Source organism: Pseudomonas sp. (genome assembly GCF_046581935.1).
GTDB lineage: Bacteria > Pseudomonadota > Gammaproteobacteria > Pseudomonadales > Pseudomonadaceae > Aquipseudomonas.
This window is the reverse complement of record NZ_JAYGFK010000015.1, coordinates 1-18,725: the sequence shown is the minus strand read 5'-3', so window position 1 is coordinate 18,725 and position 18,725 is coordinate 1. Positions and strand designations below refer to the sequence as shown.

The following is an 18,725-nucleotide window of genomic DNA, read 5'->3' as shown; positions in this document are numbered from 1 at the left end:
TGCAAGCTAGTTGCGCAACCCAGCACGCGGGTTGTGGTCGAACGAGCAGTTGTCGAGTGTCATCGTCTGGTGCGATTCGCTCGCTGTCTCGCTACTTGAGTAAAAAGGACAAAGCCATGTTGGATTGGAAGAACCGTACTGCCGCTGCGCCTGAGGGCGCGGCAGGCTCAGCCGACAATACCCCCCGCAAGTCCTCCGGAAACTGGGTTGTGCGAACCGTGGGTGGGCTACTCGGGCTCTACTTGCTGGCGGCGCTAGTGGTCGGTTGGTACTGGAGCCAAGAGCCGGGGCAGTTCTCCGTACAACAAAGGGCTGAAGCTGCTGCCCAAGCCAGTGGTCGCAAGATGGTCAATGGCTATACCACCGCAGAAACCCTCAAGCAGGTGGCCAGTACACTGCTCGACAAACCGGGCGGTTACCTGTCCAACGATATCGCGCCGCCGGGGCTGTGGCTGGACAATATGCCGAGCTGGGAGTTTGGCGTGCTGGTGCAGGTGCGTGACATGTCGCGCGCACTGCGTAAGGACTTCACGCGCTCGCAATCGCAGTCGACTGAAGACCCGGATTTGGCCAAAGCGGAGCCGCGTTTCCACTTCGACAACAAGAGCTGGGCGCTGCCAGCATCCGAGGCCGAGTATGCCGAGGGCATCAAGTCGCTGGACCGTTATCTGGAGCGCCTGGGTGATCCGAGCAAGCCCAATGCGCAGTTCTATACCCGCGCTGACAACCTGAACAACTGGCTGGGTGATGCGGCGACACGCCTGGGTTCCTTGTCGCAACGCCTTTCGGCCAGTGTGGGTCAGGTGCGTTTGAATACGGCAGTGGTTGATCCGGCTCTGGCCGAGAGCGTGGCACAGGCTGACTTTGTTGCTGGGGTGAACTACGAAACGCCGTGGCTGCAGATCGACAACGTGTTCTACGAAGCACGTGGCCAGGCCTGGGCGCTGGCGCATCTGCTGCGCGCGATCGAAGTGGATTTCGCTGACGTGTTGGCGAAGAAGAACGCCACGGTCAGCGTACGGCAGATCATTCGTGAGCTGGAGGCTGCTCAGGAGCCACTGTGGAGCCCGATGGTGCTCAATGGCAGTGGTTATGGCCTGTTGGCCAACCATTCGTTGGTGATGGCCAACTACATTTCGCGCGCTAATGCCGGTCTGATCGACTTGCGCCAATTGTTGTCGCAGGGCTGATCGGTGGCCTGGTCCGATGCTGAGGTGGCGCATCGCGCGGCCTCGGATGCCGAGCGTATTGCCTGGGTCGATGAGCAGGACCGCCCGCTCGGCGGCATGCTGCGCAGCGAGTTACGCGAGCGGCACCTGCTCGGACGTTGTACCTACATTCTGCTGTTCAATAGCGCCGGCTTGCTCTGTGTGCACCGTCGCACCCTGAGCAAGGCGCTGTATCCCGGCTATTGGGATGTGGCGGCTGGCGGCATGGTGCTGGAGGACGAGGGCTATGCCGAGTCCGCCGCCCGTGAGTTGGCCGAAGAGCTGGGTATCGAGGGTGTGCTGCTGACCGAACATGGCCACTTTTTCTACGACGCAGTGGAAAGCCGTCTGTGGTGCCGGGTTTACTCGGCAGTGTCCGATGCACCGCTGCGGTTACAGCCGGAGGAAGTGCTGGAGGCGCGGTTTATCTCCATAGAAGAAGCGCTGGCCGAGGCACGCCACTTAACGTATTGCCCTGACTCTCTGGTCGCCTTGCAGCGTTATCTGGCTGCGTAGCCCATTGCGTTGCGGCGTCGGCTAGTCCTGCATCGCCGCAGCAGTTGTGCAAAATATCGGGGCGTGTTGTTCGGCAATCCGCACAGCGTCGCCAATCCGCCGGGTAATGGCGCATTTTCACACTTAGCAGCCAGGGCTTTTGCCGTTACACTGCGCCGCCTTCAAGCCTTGGCCGTAAGCCGAGGTGCGCTGCCCCTGCCAGAGTGGGGCCTCGCGGCTGATCATTATCAGCCAGTCGCTATCCTGACCCCTATGAGGAAAAGCCGGTGGTCAAGAAAGCTTCGTCATTTTCCGCCTTGAGCGGTTTGGTGTATTCCACTGACAGCGGTCGGCACTGCCCGGACTGCAGTCAGCCTGTGGACGCCTGCATCTGTAAACAAACCCAGATTCCTGAAGGCGATGGCATTGCCCGCGTGCGCCGGGAAACCAAAGGCCGTGGCGGCAAAACGGTGACCAGCATCAGCGGTGTGCCCTTGCCTGAAGAACCGCTGAAAGAGCTGGTGGCGGCGCTGAAAAAACGTTGCGGCTGCGGCGGTTCGCTCAAGGACGGGGTTATCGAGATTCAGGGTGATCACGTCGAATTGCTGCTTGCCGAGCTGATCAAGCGCGGCTTCAAAGCCAAGAAATCCGGCGGCTGAGCCAGTCTTTTCTAAACTTGCTCGGCAGTTGCATGGTCAACTGCCGAGTTATTGTCATTTACAGACTTTAATCTGTACGCGCCTTGGCCAGCCCAAGGCCACCATCGCCAGTAAGGGAGACTTCGATGTCTGTACGACGCACACGCAAAGATGACGGTAGCCAGTGGACCGTAGCGGACAGCCGCAGTGTTTACGGGATTCGCCATTGGGGCGCGGGGTATTTTGCGATCAATGATCAGGGTCGTGTAGAAGTGCGCCCGAATGGCCCGCAAAGTGCGCCGATCGACCTGTATCAGCAGGTTGATGAGCTGCGCTCCAGTGGTTTGTCGCTGCCTTTGCTGGTGCGTTTTCCGGATATTTTGCAAAACCGTGTACGACAGCTCACCGGCGCTTTTGATGCCAACATTGCGCGTCTGGAATACCAAGGCCGTTACACCGCGCTGTACCCAATCAAGGTCAACCAGCAAGAAGCGGTGGTGGAAAACATCATCGCCACGCAGAACGTTTCGATTGGCCTGGAAGCCGGTTCCAAGCCCGAACTGATGGCGGTGCTGGCGCTGGCCCCGAAGGGCGGCACCATCGTCTGCAACGGCTACAAAGACCGTGAGTTCATCAAGCTGGCGCTGATGGGGCAGAAGCTCGGTCACAACGTGTTTATCGTGATCGAGAAAGAGTCCGAAGTGCAGCTGGTGATTGAGGAGGCGGCCGAGCTTAAGGTTACGCCGCAGATCGGCCTGCGCGTGCGTTTGTCGTCGCTGGCATCGAGCAAGTGGGCGGACACTGGCGGCGAGAAGTCCAAGTTTGGCCTGTCGGCAGCTCAGCTGCTGTCGGTGGTTGAGCGCTTCAGCAAGGCGGGTCTCGATCAAGGTATTCGCCTGCTGCATTTCCACATGGGCTCGCAGATCGCCAATATTGCCGACTACCGCAAAGGCTTTCGTGAGGCCATTCGTTACTACGGCGAGCTGCGTTCACTGGGCCTGCCGGTCGATCACATCGATGTCGGCGGCGGCCTGGGCGTGGATTACGACGGCACCCATTCGCGCAATGCCAGCTCGATCAATTACGACATGGATGACTACGCCGCCACGGTGGTCGACATGCTCAAGGAGTTCTGCGACCGCCAGGATATTCCGCATCCGCACATCTTTTCCGAGAGCGGCCGCGCGATGACTGCGCACCATGCGGTGCTGGTGGTGCAAGTCACCGATGTGGAAAAACACAACGATGAGCGGCCGAAAATCGATGCAACCGTCGAGCAGCCGGAAACCCTGCAAGCGCTGATTGAGCTGCTGGGCGATACCGATCCAGAAATGGTCGCCGAGAGTTACTGGCGTGCCACCCACTTTATTGAAGAGGTGGCGGCGCAGTACTCAGCGGGCAAGCTCGATTTGCCGCAAAAGGCCTTGGCCGAGCAATGCTACTTTGCCATTTGCCGTCGCCTGCACAACCAGCTCAAGGCACGCCAGCGCTCTCACCGCGCCGTGCTGGATGAGCTGAACGACAAACTGGCGGATAAGTACATCTGTAACTTCTCGGTGTTCCAGAGCCTGCCGGACACCTGGGCGATTGGGCAGATTCTGCCGATTCTGCCGCTTGATCGTTTGGATGAAGAGCCGATGCGCCGTGCGGTACTGCAGGACTTGACCTGTGACTCCGATGGCAAGATCCGCCAGTACGTCGACGAGCAGAGCATTGAGACCAGCCTGCCGGTGCACGAACTGCGCGAGGGTGAGGACTACGTGTTGGGCATCTTCCTAGTCGGTGCCTATCAGGAAATTCTTGGTGACATGCACAACCTGTTCGGCGACACCGACTCGGTCAATATCTACCAAAACGCCGACGGCAGCGTGTATCACGCCGGTATCGAAACCCACGACACCATCGAGGACATGCTGCGCTACGTGCACCTGTCGCCCGAGGAGCTGATGACCCACTACCGCGACAAGGTGGCCAGCGCCAAGATCAGCCCGCGTGAGCGTACGCAGTACCTGGATGCCTTGCGTTTAGGGCTGACCCGTTCGTCCTACCTGTCTTCATAGTCGCGCGCTGCATACAAAAGGCCTCGCTCTTGCGGGGCCTTTTGTTATCTGTGGCACTGTTTAATCGTTTGGGGAAACTCTGAAAGAGACTTCCTGATTTTGGCAAAATACCTGGACTCCACCCGCCGAATTTTCCGATGAAGCAGACGACCTTCGCCGATGCCGAGCAAGCAGACCCGCAAGGAATTGTTCCTGATCGAGATGGATCAGGTGGTGCCGTGGAAGGGGCTGATTGCCTTGATTGAGCCGCACTACCCGAAAGGTGAAGGAGGGCGTCCGGCCTACCCGCTGATGGCGATGCTGCGTGTGCACCTGATGCAGAACTGGTTCGGCTACAGCGATCCTGCTATGGAAGAAGCGCTGTACGAGACGACCATCCTGCGTCAGTTCGCTGGGCTAAGCCTGGAGCGCATTCCCGACGAAACCACCATCCTCAACTTCCGTCGTTTGTTGGAGAAACATGAGCTGGCGGCCGGCATCCTTGGCGTGATCAATGGCTACCTGGGCGATCGTGGCCTGTCGCTGCGCCAAGGCACCATCGTCGATGCCACGTTGATCCATGCTCCCAGTTCGACGAAGAACAAGGACGGCAAGCGCGACCCGGAAATGCACCAGACCAAGAAGGGCAACCAGTATTACTTCGGCATGAAGGCTCACATTGGTGTCGATGAGGAATCGGGTCTGGTGCACAGCGTGGTCGGGACGGCAGCCAATGTTGCAGACGTTACTCAGGTCGACAAACTGCTGCACGGCCAAGAAAGCATGGTTGCAGCCGATGCGGGATACACCGGCGTCGAGAAGCGACTCGAGCATGAAGGACGCGAAGTCATCTGGCAGATTGCGGCGCGCCGGAGTACGTATAAGAAGCTGGGCAAGAACAACCCGCTCTACAAAGTCAGACGCAAGATTGAGAAAGCCAAGGCCCAGGTTCGCGCCAAGGTTGAACACCCGTTGCGGGTGATCAAGCGGCAGTTTGGTCATGTGAAAACGCGCTTCCGAGATCTGGCGAAGAATACAGCTCAGCTGATGACCTTGTTTGCCCTGTCGAACCTATGGATGGCGCGCCGGCATTTGCTGACGAATGCGGGAGAGGTGCACCTGTAATGTGGGGAATGGCCGCTACGAGGTGCTCGTGACGGCCCAAAACGGAGAGCTGAGCGAACAACCTGACCGGTTTTGATTGGTGGGTGCGTTCAAAATCGGCAGAGACCGAAGTCGGCCGGAAATGTAGGGCTACTTCAGACCATCCCTAGTTGGCAAATAGACTTAGAATGGGTTGGCAGTCCTGTGAGTTGGTGCTGCACGGATTTTAAAGGAGATGGTAGGTTTTTGAAGGTTCCCTACCGAGGTGAACCCAGTCTCGCTGGTTCTCAGAGGCGAGCAATGACAGGCGCTGGACGTCTGTGCGCCTGTCATTAGTGTCGCTTCGATTATGGGAAATTCGGCTTTGAAAGACCGAGAACGGTGCCGATGTCGAATGCCACGCCCGCGTAGAACGTCCAGCCGTCATTCATGCGGGAGGTGGAATAGTCGGCAGTAACCGTTGTGTTCGGGTCGATGACATAAGCGGCGCCGAGTTCTAGAAAGCCTGCGCCAATTCCGATGCGGGTATGAACATCGAACTGAAACGTGTCTTTGGGCTGGGAGTCGGTGATTCCGGTCAGGAAGCGCCGGGCATTCGTCTCGTAGGCGGCGCGTTCGTCGCTCAAACCGATGTAATGAATCGTAGCGCCGACACTGGTGAACGGGTTTTCTTTCCAGAAGCCAGCATACTCAGCGCCTGCAAACGCTTCCCAAGGATAAGCTTGACCATCGCCGAACGTATGAAATGCGCCGCCATAGAGAGCGACATTTTCGGGGAAAGGCGTTCCATCCGGCTGGCTCCACACAACTTTTCGGGCCTGCGCGAAAACACCATTGGAGCCGCCATCATGCTCGATGACAACCTGATTAGGTCCGAAGGTCGGGTTGCCCCAGCCCGTGCCATAGAGCGCATCCGTATAATCCGCAGAGCGTCGATAGGCGCCGATTTCGTAGTTGAAAGGCTTGTCGCCATCTTTGAAACCTTCGCGCTGGGCAAGATGCATCACTGCCGTATAGCCCTGTGATGAGCCCTTGCTCCAATCCCACCCAGACCCGGTCTGCCAGTTTTCCGGATTGTCTTCCGTCACCACTGCACCCAGCGAAAGATTGGGGGAGAGATTGTAAGCGACCCTGCCCCCCCATTGAGCCAAGGTATTGCCCGGCCCGTTCAAGACCAGGGGGCGAGTTTGTGCGATACAGCCCATGCCGCCACAAAACTCTGAGCGAAAAAATTCCGGCCACATATTTAATCGGCCGCCTTCAAGCTCAAGTTTATGGTCGAAAAGTTCTGCGCTCAATGTCAGTCGTGTCAGATCTGATCGACCGTCAGCGTAAGGATCTGTGGCATAGAAGGCGTTCGAGACTTCGAACAGGTATTTGTCCTGATTGTAGGTTGCAACATTAACCGTTTCGACCAAGTTGATCTTAAATTTGTCGGTGAAATGATAAGTTGCGTCGAACATCTGAAATCCGATGTTCATCTTTTTGCCGGGCGTGAAACCGAAGTCCGGTGTGCTGGAGTAGAGATTGATGTAGTGGATACGAAGGTCGAGCCCCGCGTCCCGCAATGATTCTCCCACTTCAGATAATGGACCAGGCGGCAGGCCCTGTATTGCAGGAGGCTGCAGCGATTCGGGCACGTTTGTGCCAGAGGCGGCAACAGGTAGAGAATAGATTAAGAATACGCAAGATGCGAAAAGAACTCTGAATAGCATTGCCACGGATTTCATTATTATTGTTCCCATGCTGGGTTAATTGATGTTTTTGCGATTGACCGGCGTCAAGCGCTCGCGTCGTCCTGGTTCCATTGCTGAATGGAGTGGCGGTTCCCGTGAATATTTCCGTAGAACCGCGGCGTTCTGCGATGCACTTCACGCTGGACACAAGCCTCTGAACCCACGGAATGAAACCGCAGCAACTTCAGAGTTTCAGGGGGGGGAGCCCTCCGAAAAGAACCGAGTGAGCCCTGCAGGCAGCAGGCGAGTTGCTGCCTGCAGGAGGCAACAAATAACAGCGATGGCAATGATAAGAGTGGATCAGCCGGGCCCCGAATAGCCCATGTTTGCACCATCAAGCTTCCCGCAAGTGGGCTAAGTGCACCGCTAATCATTGTTATTGCAGGATCGGCTACGTCAACATTCCCGCAGGGGGCTACTCTCAAAATCAGCCCGAGCAGGAGTGTATGCGAGACAATCATCAAAAAAGGAACGAACAAATCGGCTGCACCAACCCCAGCTTCATTGAGCGGAAAAACAATCACTGCTGAAAGAATTGCCTGCATCATTATTTCTGCCATGCCCGCATGAACGGGCTGAGGTTTTTCATGAATACGGCAATAAGCTCAATAAGACGACATATAGCTGAGCGGTTTTGATTGTGGAGCGGCCCTACCCGTGATTGCTGGTGATCTTCTCGAAAGTGAAAATTTATGAGCTGATTGAAAATTATTCCGAGCAAACTCAGAGCAAGAAGCCAGACTGTATCCGTTAAACCAACTGCTGAAGGTGCGTCTGCCGGCGTGCATTCGGATGTGACAATCACGCTCTTCCTATGGGGAATCAATAGAATATTCACCAGCGCTGCCGCTGCCATAATATCTAAGAAGATTAGAAGCCGGCTGTGTGACTCTGTGGCGGCAATAATTTCTATACATGCGCATATGAGCGCAATGCTGAACACATCAAGGCCTGTGGTGGTGAGAGTAACGGTGCGGTGCTTGATGGGCCGGCCAATAGCGCCATTAATCACCGATAGCCTGCACACTAAAAAGAGGGCGTGCAAAAGCAGAAATGTGAGGAAGTCTGATGCAAACCAAATCACCATGAAGCACAGGCTCGCCATTGCGACCCGCACAGCGGGAACCCAGGGCACGGAATAGTGATGAAGCAGCAAGTCCAGCAGGCACCTTGCCGCGATAACGCTGATCAGGAGCGACAGGGCGATGCTATTCGCCTGAGCAGGCGAATATTTGTAGCCTTCTACAAGGCCTCCGACCCACAGTGGAAGTAAAACGATATCGATCATCCATGCGACATGACCGGCTATAAGCGCAATGCGGAAACTGCGTGAATCCGCACTATTCACGGCAGTCTCCCACACTGAATGAAGACTTCGATACGTGTGATCGCTTGGAACAACCCCTAGGAGCAGTCTTCTGTTTTTCCGGCCACTCGCAAGCTGTTCGATCGCTGTACCAACCGTCAATCGACAGTTGAGTCTGCGATAGCGCATAGAAAAAAACCGCCCTAACCGAAGCCCAGGGGCGGTCACAAGCATCAAATGCTGAGCCATTTCCCTTCTCCCAACGAATGATTTCGCAAAAAGGCGCGCTAAATCATTCCCAGGATCACGCTAGGCTCGATTTTGAAAGAAGTCAATTGATTTGACTATTTTGCTCTTTCTCGTTTTGCTTCTGCCTTGGAGGCATCTGTCTGCTTTGGCTGTCTTTCCCGCGTCACGGGCCTGACGTCAACGCCACTACTTGCAAGTTCGTCATCGAATGGAAGGATTGGTGGTGCGCCCCAGTCCAACTCGAGTACCGCACGAAATACGCCCATCCGATCTGCCCCGATGACATGGGCCAAATGGCTTTCCAACTGATGCAGAGCTTTGAATATGACATCCAGCTGAGTTCGTCCGAATGGGCTGAAGTCCACCAGCGAAGCACGAGCATCACTTGGGTCGGGCGTTACGATCAGCCATCCGAGCTTTTGGAAGTCTGCGAGGATAAGACTTACGGCTTGCTTGGTAACACCCACGGCGCGAGCCAAGCGGACAGGGCGCTGTTCTCCCAGAGCCAGATTTAGAAGAACCATCGCCTGAGCCCGTGTAACGGGCGTCTGGCCGTGGCGTAATTGAATCTCCCTAAGGGCTTCGTCAAACCAGTAGGTTGCCCTGACCAGGTGAGGAAGGATCGGCGACGAGGCAATGGACATTACAGACTTCTCTCACTTGTTTGCGCGCTAGGCGATTGCGCTTCAAGCATGCCGCGACACAGGGGGGATTGTACGACTAACCGGAATGGCCGTTCCGCCATTACATCAGGGACGGGGAGGGATACTACAAAATCAAAAATGATAATCACAGCAATATGTTGGCTGTCCATCTGCGGTTCCTTGCTTGGGATTTTGAGGCTACATGCTGGTTTTCCTTTGAGCTTTTTTCGGAGAGGGGGAATGCACATATAGTCAATCTACTTGACTATATGTGCGGTGCTTGTCTACATTCGGTGTCGATGATGAATGTCGAGCCAGCCTTGTCTACTCAGCGAGAAAGCATGGCTGTTTCAGCGCATGGCTCGACCATCATCCGTCGGCTTCACTGAGGCCGATTTTCGCCATGGGCCTCGGTTGAGGTCTGGCTCGTCTTGATACCTTCAAGGAACAACCGCCATGTCAGCAAGAGCCAGTCTGACCCTCACAAGGCAGACACGCATCAAACAGCCGGATACCAGCAGACTTCGCGCAGCAGGACTTGTTGTGGAGCATGCGGAGCTGGAACATTATCTGGGGCGCCATGCATCCGGCCGCGAGGCTTCACCTATCGCAGTAATCAAGCCGCGCACAACAGAAGACCTAGTGGAGGTGGTGAAGTGGGCGCGTAAAACCGCCACCGCATTGACCACCTTCAGTTCCGTCAGGGGGCCGAGGAGAACGGGGGCAACGTCGGAAAAACCGACGCTCTTTGTAGATCTTAGCGGTATGGATCGCCTTCTTTATGCCTGTCCCCAGGATGCGGTGGCAGTTATAGAGCCTGGGGTGACCTTCGGTAAAATTGATGAATTGCTGCGTCCGCACGGTCTACGCGCCTTTAAACCGCTGCGCCCGAGGGCAGGAAAATCGATCATTACCAGCTATCTGGAGCGCGAACCAAACCTTCAGTCTTCCGAGCAGTGGGATGTCCTTGATCCATTTGGTGGAACTCAGCTCGTGTTTGGAACGGGCGAAACATTCAAAACCGGCAGCGCTGCCATTGATGGATCGCTCGACGAAAACTGGAAGGCGGGGTTGCGTTATCTCTCGGCGGTTGGCCCCGGCGGAACCGATTTCTTAAGAGTAGTTCAGGGGTCGCAGGGCGCGTTCGCCATTATGAGTTGGGCGGCCATACTGTGTGAGCCTGTTCCGCACCGGGAGGCGGCACGCTTCGTCGGCTCGGATAGTCTCGAGCCTTTGATAAAACTGTCGGCGGAGTTGCACCGCCGTCGTATCGGCATGGCAACTTTTATTAGCAGCAACCTGCATCTGGCATCTGTGTTGGCGAAGAGAGCGGCAGATGTGCAGGTGACGGCATTGAGGCTCCCCCGTTTCACGCTTTACATCCAACTCACCGCTGTCTCTGAGTTTCCAGATGAAAAAATCAGCTACCAGTTGGCGGATCTGGATGATCTGTGCAAAACACTGGGGTTGATTGCAGAGCCTGGTTTAGCGGGGTTCGATGCATCAATGGTGGCAGAGCTGCAATCCTTGCCCGCTGACTTGGATTATAGAGACACTATTTCGGGGGCGCACCGTAGTGTGTTCTTCCTGAGCCAGCTCGATAAGGCGGAGACATTCATATCTCTGGCGCGCGAGCTACTTGGCGAAGACATCGCCGTTTATATACAGCCGCGGCTGCACGGTCGCAACTGCCACATTGAATTCATTCTGCCTTGCGATGCTGCATCCTCCCAACAGATATCAGCCAATGCAGCAATGGCTGAAAAGCTTGCTCACATCTGCTCTGCAGCAGGGGGGCTGTTTAGTCGCCCCTACGGGGCGTGGAGCGATATGGCATTTGCACGTAACCCGACCATCAAACCCTTCCTGCGGGAAACAAAATCCATCTTCGATCCTGATCATATTCTCAACCCCGGGAGGCTTTGCTTCTGATGCCTAACTCTAGCGCTACCCTTGAGTCTTTGAACGACAAGATTGCAAACTGCACGCGCTGCACCTTCTGCAAATGGGTGCCCGAGGTGAAAAGTGAAGCCTTTGCTGAGATATGTCCCAGTGTTCAACATGGAAAGTTCTTTTCCCACACAGCAGGCGGCAAGTTGATTGCGGCCTATTCACTTTTGCATGGCAAAACCGGGTATACGGAAAATCTCATCGACAATATCTACTCATGCTCCATGTGTGGTGGGTGCGATACGAGCTGCAAGACGCTGTTTGCAGAACATGTTGAGCCGCTGAACTCCCTGTATGCCTTGCGCCAGAGAGTGGTGAGTGATGGGCAAGCACCAGAACCACTTAAGGTCGTGCTTCAGCATTTGCGGCAAACCGGCAACCCCTTTGGCTGTGAGGGCGCCACGCGTGGTGATTGGGCCACGGGGCTCGATCTGAAGCAGACCAAGACCCATCAGGCTCCGTTCATCTTGCATGTCGGCGATGCGGCTTTCGAACCTCACCAATGGTCTGCATTGCATCACGTGGCTCGGCGAATGAACGCGGCAGGCGTGAATTTTGTGATCGGCGGCGTGGATGAGCCTGATACCGGCGGCTTGGCTTTCGACATTGGCGATCAGCAACTCGCGACCACGCTAGCGCAACGCACATTAGCCTGGCTTGAAAAGAGCAATGCAGAAACGCTTGTTGTTTACGGCGACGATTCCTTTTCTGCGTTCCGCAATATTTACCCTCGGCTTGGCCTGGCGCTCGGCAAGGTAAGGATTGTGCATATTGCACAATGGCTGGCGCAGCATCCCTCCAATGAAAAGGCTGACTGCGAGAAGGTTCGCGTTACCTATCACGATTCATGCAGGCTTGGGCGTCTTGGGGAAGAACACAAGCCTTGGGCCGGAAAGATGGTTCTCGCCTACAACTCAATTCCAATCCAGGAACCAGCAGGCCAGCTGCAGCTAGGGGGGGGGGGCGTTTACGAAGAGCCGCGAAAGCTGCTTGCCGATGCCAATGCTGAACTCGTTGAAATGGAGCGCATTCGGGAGTTTGCTTTTTGTTGCGGTGCTGGCGGCGGTGGCGCGCAGGCCAATCCGGAATTTGCTCGAGCAGCGGCCCGCCACCGGCTGCAAGAGGCTGAAAGCACCGGCGCGGAGTTTCTCGTTTCAAGTTGCTCAAGCTGCAGCCACCATCTGAAGCAGGTGGCGGAGCAAGAGGGCTCATCGCTCAAGATCGTGGGGCTGGTCGAGTTCCTACAGCATCGGGAAACGGCACCCATCGCGACAGCCGCATCTCACGCGGGAGAATAAACATGTCACACGACCCAAACGAAGTTTTGCACGCGCTGCAATCAATTGTGGGTGAAGCCCATGTTTCCAATGATCCGAATGTCATCTGCAGCTACGCGTGGAATGGCGGCGTTGGCTCCATGCCCGGGCCGAAGTTTCTGAAAAACTGGCCTATCGCTGTTGTTCTGCCAAGCTCCACCGAAGAGGTCGCAGCGATCATCAAGTGCTGCGTATCGCGCGGTCTTCCGTTCCGCCCGCTCAGTTCCGGCAACGGCGGCACCTATCTCAGTGCGAGCACAAACACAGTGGTGATAGATCTGTGCCGGATGAACCGCCTGATCAAAATGGATGCCACGAACCAGATGGCGGTGATTGAGCCCTATGTTACTGCAGGCCGACTCCAAGCTGAAGCAATGAAGGTGGGGCTGACCTGTCACATTGTCGGTGCAGGCCCTTCTCACTCGCCACTCGCATCGGCAACCTCTTTCCTCGGTGTCGGAATCACGGGGGCAAGCACGGGCGCGAATTTCCGCAACATCATGGGTATCGAATGGGTCACCCCTCAGGGAGAAATCGTTCGCATCGGCTCACTGGGTGGCGATGACGACTGGTTCAGTGAGGAAGGGCCTGGGCCGGGTCTTCGCGGAATGATCAGGGGGCTGATCGGTGCGAACGGTGGATTGGGTGTCTTCACCCGCATCGGATATAAGCTTTATCCATGGGCGGGGCCTGAGGCGCTGACCACGACAGGCAAAAGCCCTCTCAAGGGCATGGTCATCGATCAGAATATGCGCCTTTTTCTGCCCGTATGGGATACGGTCGAGCAGATGCGCGACGCCAGCTTTCGGTTGAACCGGTCTGGCGTGGCTTTTGCCTTGTTGCGAATGCCACCCAACCATATCGGCTGGACGCTCACTGCCGATAACGCCGAATATGCCCGCCAAAGAGAGAGTGGAACACTGGCGCAATGTGCGCGACCAGAAAACCGCTTTGCATGGCAGGTTTTAACGATAGGCCACTCGCCTGGCGAGGCGGCTTACCAGCAAAAGACCGTTGAGCATATCGTCGCCTCAACCGGCGGTCGCATGATCCCGGTGGAGCAGAATGATGCTGAGGTTCTGGTACGTACCTTGGTCACGTCGCTCTATGTCAGTCGTGTTTTTCGCGGTGCCGGATCCGGTGGCACCAGCTTTGGCGTCATGGAAACCTTCAATCTGCTGCCCGATGTTATCCAGGCCAGTGAAAACATCATGGAGAAAGATCGTGCGCCGGGGCAAAGTTTTGCTGCAGATGGCGAGGAAGGTTGTTGGGCCTGGCCAACGGAAAGCCGTCATCTTTGGACAGAAAACATCTTCGCATCACAGGCCGGAACCGTTAAAGGCGTTGGTGCTGCGTGGAAAGGCTTTCTTAGACACCTCAACATGGTGGATCTAAACCCGCGTCTCGGTCTCATGGCATTCATGGCCGGGCCGCTGATTGAGCTGTTCGGCCCGCGCTATAGCAACGTGGCAAACTGGATGCGCCGCATCAAGCGACGTGTCGATCCGGCGGGGCTTGCAGATTCGACCGTCCATGTTGGCCGCGAGGAATTGCCGATCGCCAAATGGTGGCCGCTCCTGCAAAGACTTGCCTTTTCAAAAGCAGGCGGGCCAGCACTTCACCTGGTGTGCATGCTGTTAGGGGTTATCAGCAAACCCGCAAAACTGCCAAAACAGAAGCCTTCTCCAGACAGCCATTAATGGATACGAAGAGCCGAAGTTTGCCATCTCGAGAAGGCGTGAGCGCCCTCGAGATGGCTCAGCGCAGCTCACATGCGGATATTGGCGTTGCCAGATTGGTAAGGATCACCATCTGCCGATCCTTACGGTGCTGCATCGACCAGCCGACTACCAGATTGCTGTACAGGTCGAGTACCACGCATAAGAAGAGCTTGCCTTCCAGTGTGGCTATTTCCGTGATGTCCGTAACCCACTTGCTCTCCGCTTCCTGCGCGGTGAAAGCGCGCTCCAGCAGACTTCTCACACCTGCTGGACGGGTCACAGGCGACTCTTCCAAAGCCACACCTCTTCCGACGTCGCGAGCCTTGAATTCGCTCCACGGCCATTAGGCGGGCACGGTTCAGGCTGACGGTCTCGTCCTCGTCGAGCAGATCCTCATGCCTCCGTTGCGCTCCGATCACACCACGGCTGTTCTCGTGGATATCCCGAATGCGCCTCACCAGGCGCGCATTCTCTTGAGCTAGCAGGCTTGGCTGTTCAAAGATAAGCCACGCCACGATTTCCAGACATCATGCCTTCTATTATGCGCGCCGCGACCTGCGTGGAACGTTCAATCAGTCTGTGGGGGCACAGCCTGACGGCTGATCCGCGCCGTACTTTCAGCAATTGGAATGGCGGATCTGTTCGATGATCTTGCGTGCACGATTGGCCCCTACATCGACGTGGATGTCGACCATGGGGCGACCGCCGAAACGGCACATGTTTTGGTATTGCGCTTCGATGACGACTTTATCCTCATCGAAAGTCAGAACAGTCTGTTCGATGACCTTTTCCAGCGTCGTCTGTGGGTCGCGAATGGGGTTGGTCGCCATGGTCCAGAAATAGTGGCTGGTGGTTTCAGTTTCTGGAGTTACACCATGGAAACCGCGCATATGGAAACCGCCACGCTCAGGATCCTCGACGGCCTCTGTGTTGACGTCTACGGCGCCGGTCCAGATTCGCAGATGGCTGACATGGAATTCGATTTCTTGCCAGCGATCTACATTTCCTTTGAAAGGATATGCTGCTGTATAGGTGGGCGGAGGTGTTGAGTTCAGCATGTGACGTACTACCCGCACTACGTTATCGGTGCTTTCAACTTTCATCTGCGCGTTCATGTGAATGCTGGCGTTGCCACCTATGGTGCGCAGATGCACGTAACCCAGGTGGCTGAGGTCTAGCAAGTTGTCATGAATGAGTTGGTAGGGCGCGTTGTAGTGGTAGACATCGCCATCGAACAGGTACTTGCCGTTGCTGTGGACGTCATACGCGGGGGGGGCACAAGTCGGCTGCGGATGAGCCTGGCTGCCAAACCAGATCCAGACGATCTGATCGCGTTCACATACAACGTAGGGGGTGACCTTGGCCTTGCTGGGAATTTTTTCCTGTCCGGGAATTTCCACGCATTTGCCATCCCCGTTGAACAGTAGGCCGTGATAACCACAGCGCAAACCCCGTTCTTCTAATGTGCCGCTGGACAGCGGCAGTGCGCGGTGACAGCAGCGATCCTCCAGAGCCGCGACCTGACCGTCGGCTGTACGGAACAAAACCATCGGCGTGCTGAGCAGGGTTCTGCCGAGAGGCTTGTCCTTGAGTTCCGAACTCAGTGCGGCGACATACCATTGATCCAGCGGAAAGCTAGGGGCTTTGGTGGGAGAAATGGCCTCATAGGCCATGCTTTGGGCATTGGATGTAGTCATGCTGACCTCCAGGTTTCACGGTTTTTGTTATATCGGTGCTGCTACAGGTCGAGAACCAAGCGAGGGCTCCGGGCGCGTGAGCAGCAGGGTGTGAACTGATCGTTACGGGCTTGCTCGGCTGGGGTCATGAACTGGTCACGATGCTCAGGAATACCTTGCAATACACGGGTGATACAGGAGCCGCAGATTCCTTGCTCGCAGGAGCTTTCAATCGCGATACCAGCCTCGTCGAGCACTTCAAAAGCGCTGCGTCCGGCAGGGATATGAAAGACCTGGCCGGTGCTGGCCAGCTCGATCTCGAATGGTCGATCCGCCTCATGTTCTCTGGCACTGGGGGCAAAGAACTCGCGATGCACCCGTTGCTCCGGCCAATCGCACGCTTGCGCTGTTTCAATGATGTGCGAGATGAAGCCACCTGGGCCGCAGACGTATAGATGGGTCCCAGATTCAGGAATACTCAATAGGGCAGTGGCGTTGAGCTTCTGCTCTGAACTACCACTGTCGTCATGCAGCCACACCTTGCGAGCAAAAGGTGAGTCCAGAAGCTGTTTTATAAAGGCGGCGTTCTGCCGTGAGCGGAAGCAGTAATGCAACTCAAAGACCATGCCGAGTTGCCACAACTCATGGGCCATGGCCAGTATCGGTGTGATACCGATGCCGCCTGCAAACAGCAAGTGACGTTTGCCTTCCTTTACGATGGGAAACAGATTGCGTGGCTCACTGATGTCGAGGAATTGCCCTTCGACTACCTGAGCGTGCATGGCGAGCGACCCGCCACGGGAGTTTGGGTCTTTGAGTACGGCGATTTGATAGCGATGACGTTCGTGCGGGGAATTGCAGAGTGAATACTGGCGTACAAGGCCATTACCGATATGAACATCAATGTGCGCACCTGCGCTGAAAGGAGGCAGCGCACTACCGTTGGTTGCGGTCAGTTCATAGCTATGGATACCTTCGGCTTCGTTTTGTTTTTTTGTAACGCGAACTTGGAGCATGACTTGTCCCTCCACATTGAAGTGGCTGCTGAAAAATGGGGGAATCTAAGACCGTGTGGCGTGTTAGCCAGAAGCGGTCAGTAATCGAAGGGAGGGGGTATTAGCAAGGCATGGCGGCGGTTCATGGCGAAGACCTATTAATTGTTTTTGTCAGGTTCTGCGGCGGCATACCATAGGTACTAGAGCCGCATCGTTGGGGAAATCCTCTGGGTTTTTGGTTGCGGTGTCAACTAAATGTATTGATCAGTTCGTTATTAAGGCGCCCACTTCAAATGCCCAAAAAATCTCAACTGAATCTCGCGCGCTATGTCCCAGGCCTGCTGACTTTCCTGGCCAACAAGCTGGCGACGGGGGCTTCGCAGTGCTATCGCAAGCACTTTGGCATCGGTGTGGTGGAGTGGCGAATGCTGTCGATGTTGGCGGTGGAGAACGACATTTCCGCCAATCGCATCTGTCAGGTCATCGGCCTGGACAAGAGCGCGGTCAGTCGGTCGTTGCAGGTGCTGGAGGCATCGGGCTATGTCAGCAGTCGGATTGATCCGGGGGATGCGCGGCGCAATACCGTCAGCCTCACTGAGGCTGGCCGAGCGTTACATGACCGAGTTTTGCTGGTGGCTTTGGAGCGTGAGCGGCGATTACTGAGAGGCCTATCGCCAGAAGAAGTCGATATCCTGATTGAGCTTCTGGGGCGCCTGCACGGTCAAGTGGCTCATGTGAATGAGTATGAGCCTCTAGACGACTGAGTGTCGTCCCGTCACCCTATGTTAAGCCCTCTTTTCGTCATCGCCTGATGGCGTTAGGGATACGCTGAAGAAAACTTGGTGAGTCTGGTGAAATACGCTGATCCCGTTGACTGAGTATTCCGATGAAGCAGATGACCTTCGCCGAGGCTGACAAAATCAGCAGAAGCTCAAGTCGATCGCAAATGCAGGGCTGCATCAGACCATCCTGTAGATGCCATGCTGCAGCAGGCGAATGGAGTCTTGCAGGTGTGGTGACGCGCTCAAACTATTTTGGCGCGGTGGGGCAAGACCCAGGCTCTGTGCCCTCATAAATTGGATGAAAAGGAACCTCCGAGGTTCTTGCTCACAAGTCCAATAATAGAGCCCTAACGATGAATACTATTTCTCGTCGCATCATGCCTGCCGTGTTACTCATTTCCTCGCTTTCCGCATCACTCGCCAAGCGTGTGCCTGTTCATCTTCCCTAGGGATGGTCTGAAAAGACTTCCCGAATTTGGTGAAATACGCCGATCCTGCTAGCCGAGTTCTTCTATGAAGCAGATGACCTTCGCCGATGCCGAGTACGCTGGCAAGCGCAAACAGACCCGCAAGGAATTGTTCCTGATCGAGAGGGATCAGGTGGTGCCGAGGAAGGGCGCTACTTCTGGGCGGAAAACATCATCAACTTCAACCCGGCGCAAAAGCCCGCGCGGGTCGCCGCCGCCCGGGCATTGCTGGAGCACTTTGCCGTCAGTTGGAAGGATCCCGTCGGCATGCTCGCCCTTGGCGTCGGCCCGATCATGGATCTGCAGGGCGACAAGATTGGCGCGCCGCAGAACTACATTCGCCAGGTCAAGAAGCATCTGGATCCCACCGATGTGTCGAAGTCCAAGGACTTCGTGATC

At 55.9% G+C, this 18,725-nt stretch carries 13 protein-coding genes and 3 pseudogenes; 10 read left to right on the top strand and 6 right to left on the bottom strand.

Annotated elements, in window-relative coordinates:
- Positions 1-116 precede the first annotated feature (116 nt).
- The 5 genes and pseudogenes from VCA57_RS13430 (at position 117) to VCA57_RS13410 (ending at position 5,505) form a co-directional block, all read left to right on the top strand.
- Positions 117-1,190: a DUF2333 family protein gene (locus VCA57_RS13430; RefSeq protein WP_411185541.1), complete on the top strand. Its 1,074-nt coding sequence runs from the start codon at positions 117-119 to the stop codon at positions 1,188-1,190.
- 3 nt (positions 1,191-1,193) lie between these two features.
- Entirely contained in the window at positions 1,194-1,724 is a 531-nt protein-coding gene (locus VCA57_RS13425) for an NUDIX hydrolase (protein WP_411185540.1), read from the top strand.
- A 266-nt stretch (positions 1,725-1,990) separates the two neighbouring features.
- Positions 1,991-2,362, top strand: a complete 372-nt coding sequence (locus tag VCA57_RS13420; protein WP_411185539.1) for a translation initiation factor Sui1 — start codon at positions 1,991-1,993, stop codon at positions 2,360-2,362.
- A 125-nt stretch (positions 2,363-2,487) separates the two neighbouring features.
- A complete protein-coding gene (speA, locus tag VCA57_RS13415; RefSeq protein ID WP_411185538.1) occupies positions 2,488-4,401 on the top strand; it encodes an arginine decarboxylase in 1,914 nt (637 codons plus the stop codon).
- Positions 4,402-4,538: 137 nt separating this feature from the next.
- A pseudogene (locus tag VCA57_RS13410) lies at positions 4,539-5,505 on the top strand (IS5 family transposase).
- Positions 5,506-5,831: 326 nt separating this feature from the next.
- Here the strand turns inward: VCA57_RS13410 and VCA57_RS13405 are convergent.
- The 3 genes from VCA57_RS13405 to VCA57_RS13395 form a co-directional block, all read right to left on the bottom strand.
- Positions 5,832-7,124 (bottom strand): carbohydrate porin, encoded by a 1,293-nt coding sequence (locus VCA57_RS13405; RefSeq protein WP_411185537.1) that lies wholly within the window; start codon positions 7,122-7,124, stop codon positions 5,832-5,834.
- 643 nt (positions 7,125-7,767) lie between these two features.
- Positions 7,768-8,568, bottom strand: a complete 801-nt coding sequence (locus VCA57_RS13400) for a hypothetical protein (protein WP_411185536.1) — start codon at positions 8,566-8,568, stop codon at positions 7,768-7,770.
- Between the two features lie 302 nt (positions 8,569-8,870).
- Complete coding sequence (locus VCA57_RS13395) at positions 8,871-9,419, bottom strand: MarR family winged helix-turn-helix transcriptional regulator (RefSeq protein WP_411185535.1); 549 nt, start codon at positions 9,417-9,419, stop codon at positions 8,871-8,873.
- 456 nt (positions 9,420-9,875) lie between these two features.
- Here VCA57_RS13395 and VCA57_RS13390 point away from each other — a divergent pair, with 456 nt between their 5' ends.
- From VCA57_RS13390 to VCA57_RS13380, 3 genes are read left to right on the top strand one after another with little or no spacing between them, the layout of a single operon-like run.
- Entirely contained in the window at positions 9,876-11,351 is a 1,476-nt protein-coding gene (locus VCA57_RS13390) for an FAD-binding oxidoreductase (protein ID WP_411185534.1), read from the top strand.
- Between the two features lie 29 nt (positions 11,352-11,380).
- Positions 11,381-12,667 (top strand): heterodisulfide reductase-related iron-sulfur binding cluster, encoded by a 1,287-nt coding sequence (locus VCA57_RS13385; protein WP_411185533.1) that lies wholly within the window; start codon positions 11,381-11,383, stop codon positions 12,665-12,667.
- A 2-nt stretch (positions 12,668-12,669) separates the two neighbouring features.
- Positions 12,670-14,385, top strand: coding sequence for an FAD-binding oxidoreductase (locus VCA57_RS13380; RefSeq protein ID WP_411185531.1), 1,716 nt, complete (start codon positions 12,670-12,672; stop codon positions 14,383-14,385).
- A gap of 103 nt (positions 14,386-14,488) precedes the next feature.
- Here VCA57_RS13380 and VCA57_RS13375 read toward each other — a convergent pair.
- The 3 genes and pseudogenes from VCA57_RS13375 to VCA57_RS13365 all read right to left on the bottom strand — a co-directional run.
- Positions 14,489-14,933, bottom strand: a pseudogene (locus VCA57_RS13375) (DDE-type integrase/transposase/recombinase); the annotation flags it as partial.
- A 90-nt stretch (positions 14,934-15,023) separates the two neighbouring features.
- Positions 15,024-16,103, bottom strand: coding sequence for a Rieske 2Fe-2S domain-containing protein (locus VCA57_RS13370; protein ID WP_411185529.1), 1,080 nt, complete (start codon positions 16,101-16,103; stop codon positions 15,024-15,026).
- 41 nt (positions 16,104-16,144) lie between these two features.
- Positions 16,145-17,098: a PDR/VanB family oxidoreductase gene (locus VCA57_RS13365; protein WP_411185528.1), complete on the bottom strand. Its 954-nt coding sequence runs from the start codon at positions 17,096-17,098 to the stop codon at positions 16,145-16,147.
- Positions 17,099-17,370: 272 nt separating this feature from the next.
- Between VCA57_RS13365 and VCA57_RS13360 the strand changes: the two genes are divergently transcribed.
- Positions 17,371-17,841 carry a MarR family winged helix-turn-helix transcriptional regulator gene (locus tag VCA57_RS13360; RefSeq protein ID WP_411185527.1) on the top strand — a complete coding sequence of 157 codons (471 nt, stop codon included), beginning with the start codon at positions 17,371-17,373 and terminating at the stop codon, positions 17,839-17,841.
- A gap of 531 nt (positions 17,842-18,372) precedes the next feature.
- Positions 18,373-18,477: pseudogene (locus VCA57_RS13355) on the top strand (IS5/IS1182 family transposase); the annotation flags it as partial.
- Positions 18,478-18,725: the final 248 nt, after the last annotated feature.

Bases quoted from the DNA above. Each gene is read 5' to 3' on its own strand.
- VCA57_RS13430 (WP_411185541.1), top strand. From the start codon at position 117: ATGTTGGATTGGAAGAACCGTACTGCCGCTGCGCCTGAGGGCGCGGCA.
- speA (WP_411185538.1), top strand. From the start codon at position 2,488: ATGTCTGTACGACGCACACGCAAAGATGACGGTAGCCAGTGGACCGTA.
- VCA57_RS13395 (WP_411185535.1), bottom strand. From the start codon at position 9,419: ATGTCCATTGCCTCGTCGCCGATCCTTCCTCACCTGGTCAGGGCAACC.
- VCA57_RS13390 (WP_411185534.1), top strand. From the start codon at position 9,876: ATGTCAGCAAGAGCCAGTCTGACCCTCACAAGGCAGACACGCATCAAA.
- VCA57_RS13380 (WP_411185531.1), top strand. From the start codon at position 12,670: ATGTCACACGACCCAAACGAAGTTTTGCACGCGCTGCAATCAATTGTG.
- VCA57_RS13370 (WP_411185529.1), bottom strand. From the start codon at position 16,103: ATGACTACATCCAATGCCCAAAGCATGGCCTATGAGGCCATTTCTCCC.
- VCA57_RS13365 (WP_411185528.1), bottom strand. From the start codon at position 17,098: ATGCTCCAAGTTCGCGTTACAAAAAAACAAAACGAAGCCGAAGGTATC.
- VCA57_RS13360 (WP_411185527.1), top strand. From the start codon at position 17,371: ATGCCCAAAAAATCTCAACTGAATCTCGCGCGCTATGTCCCAGGCCTG.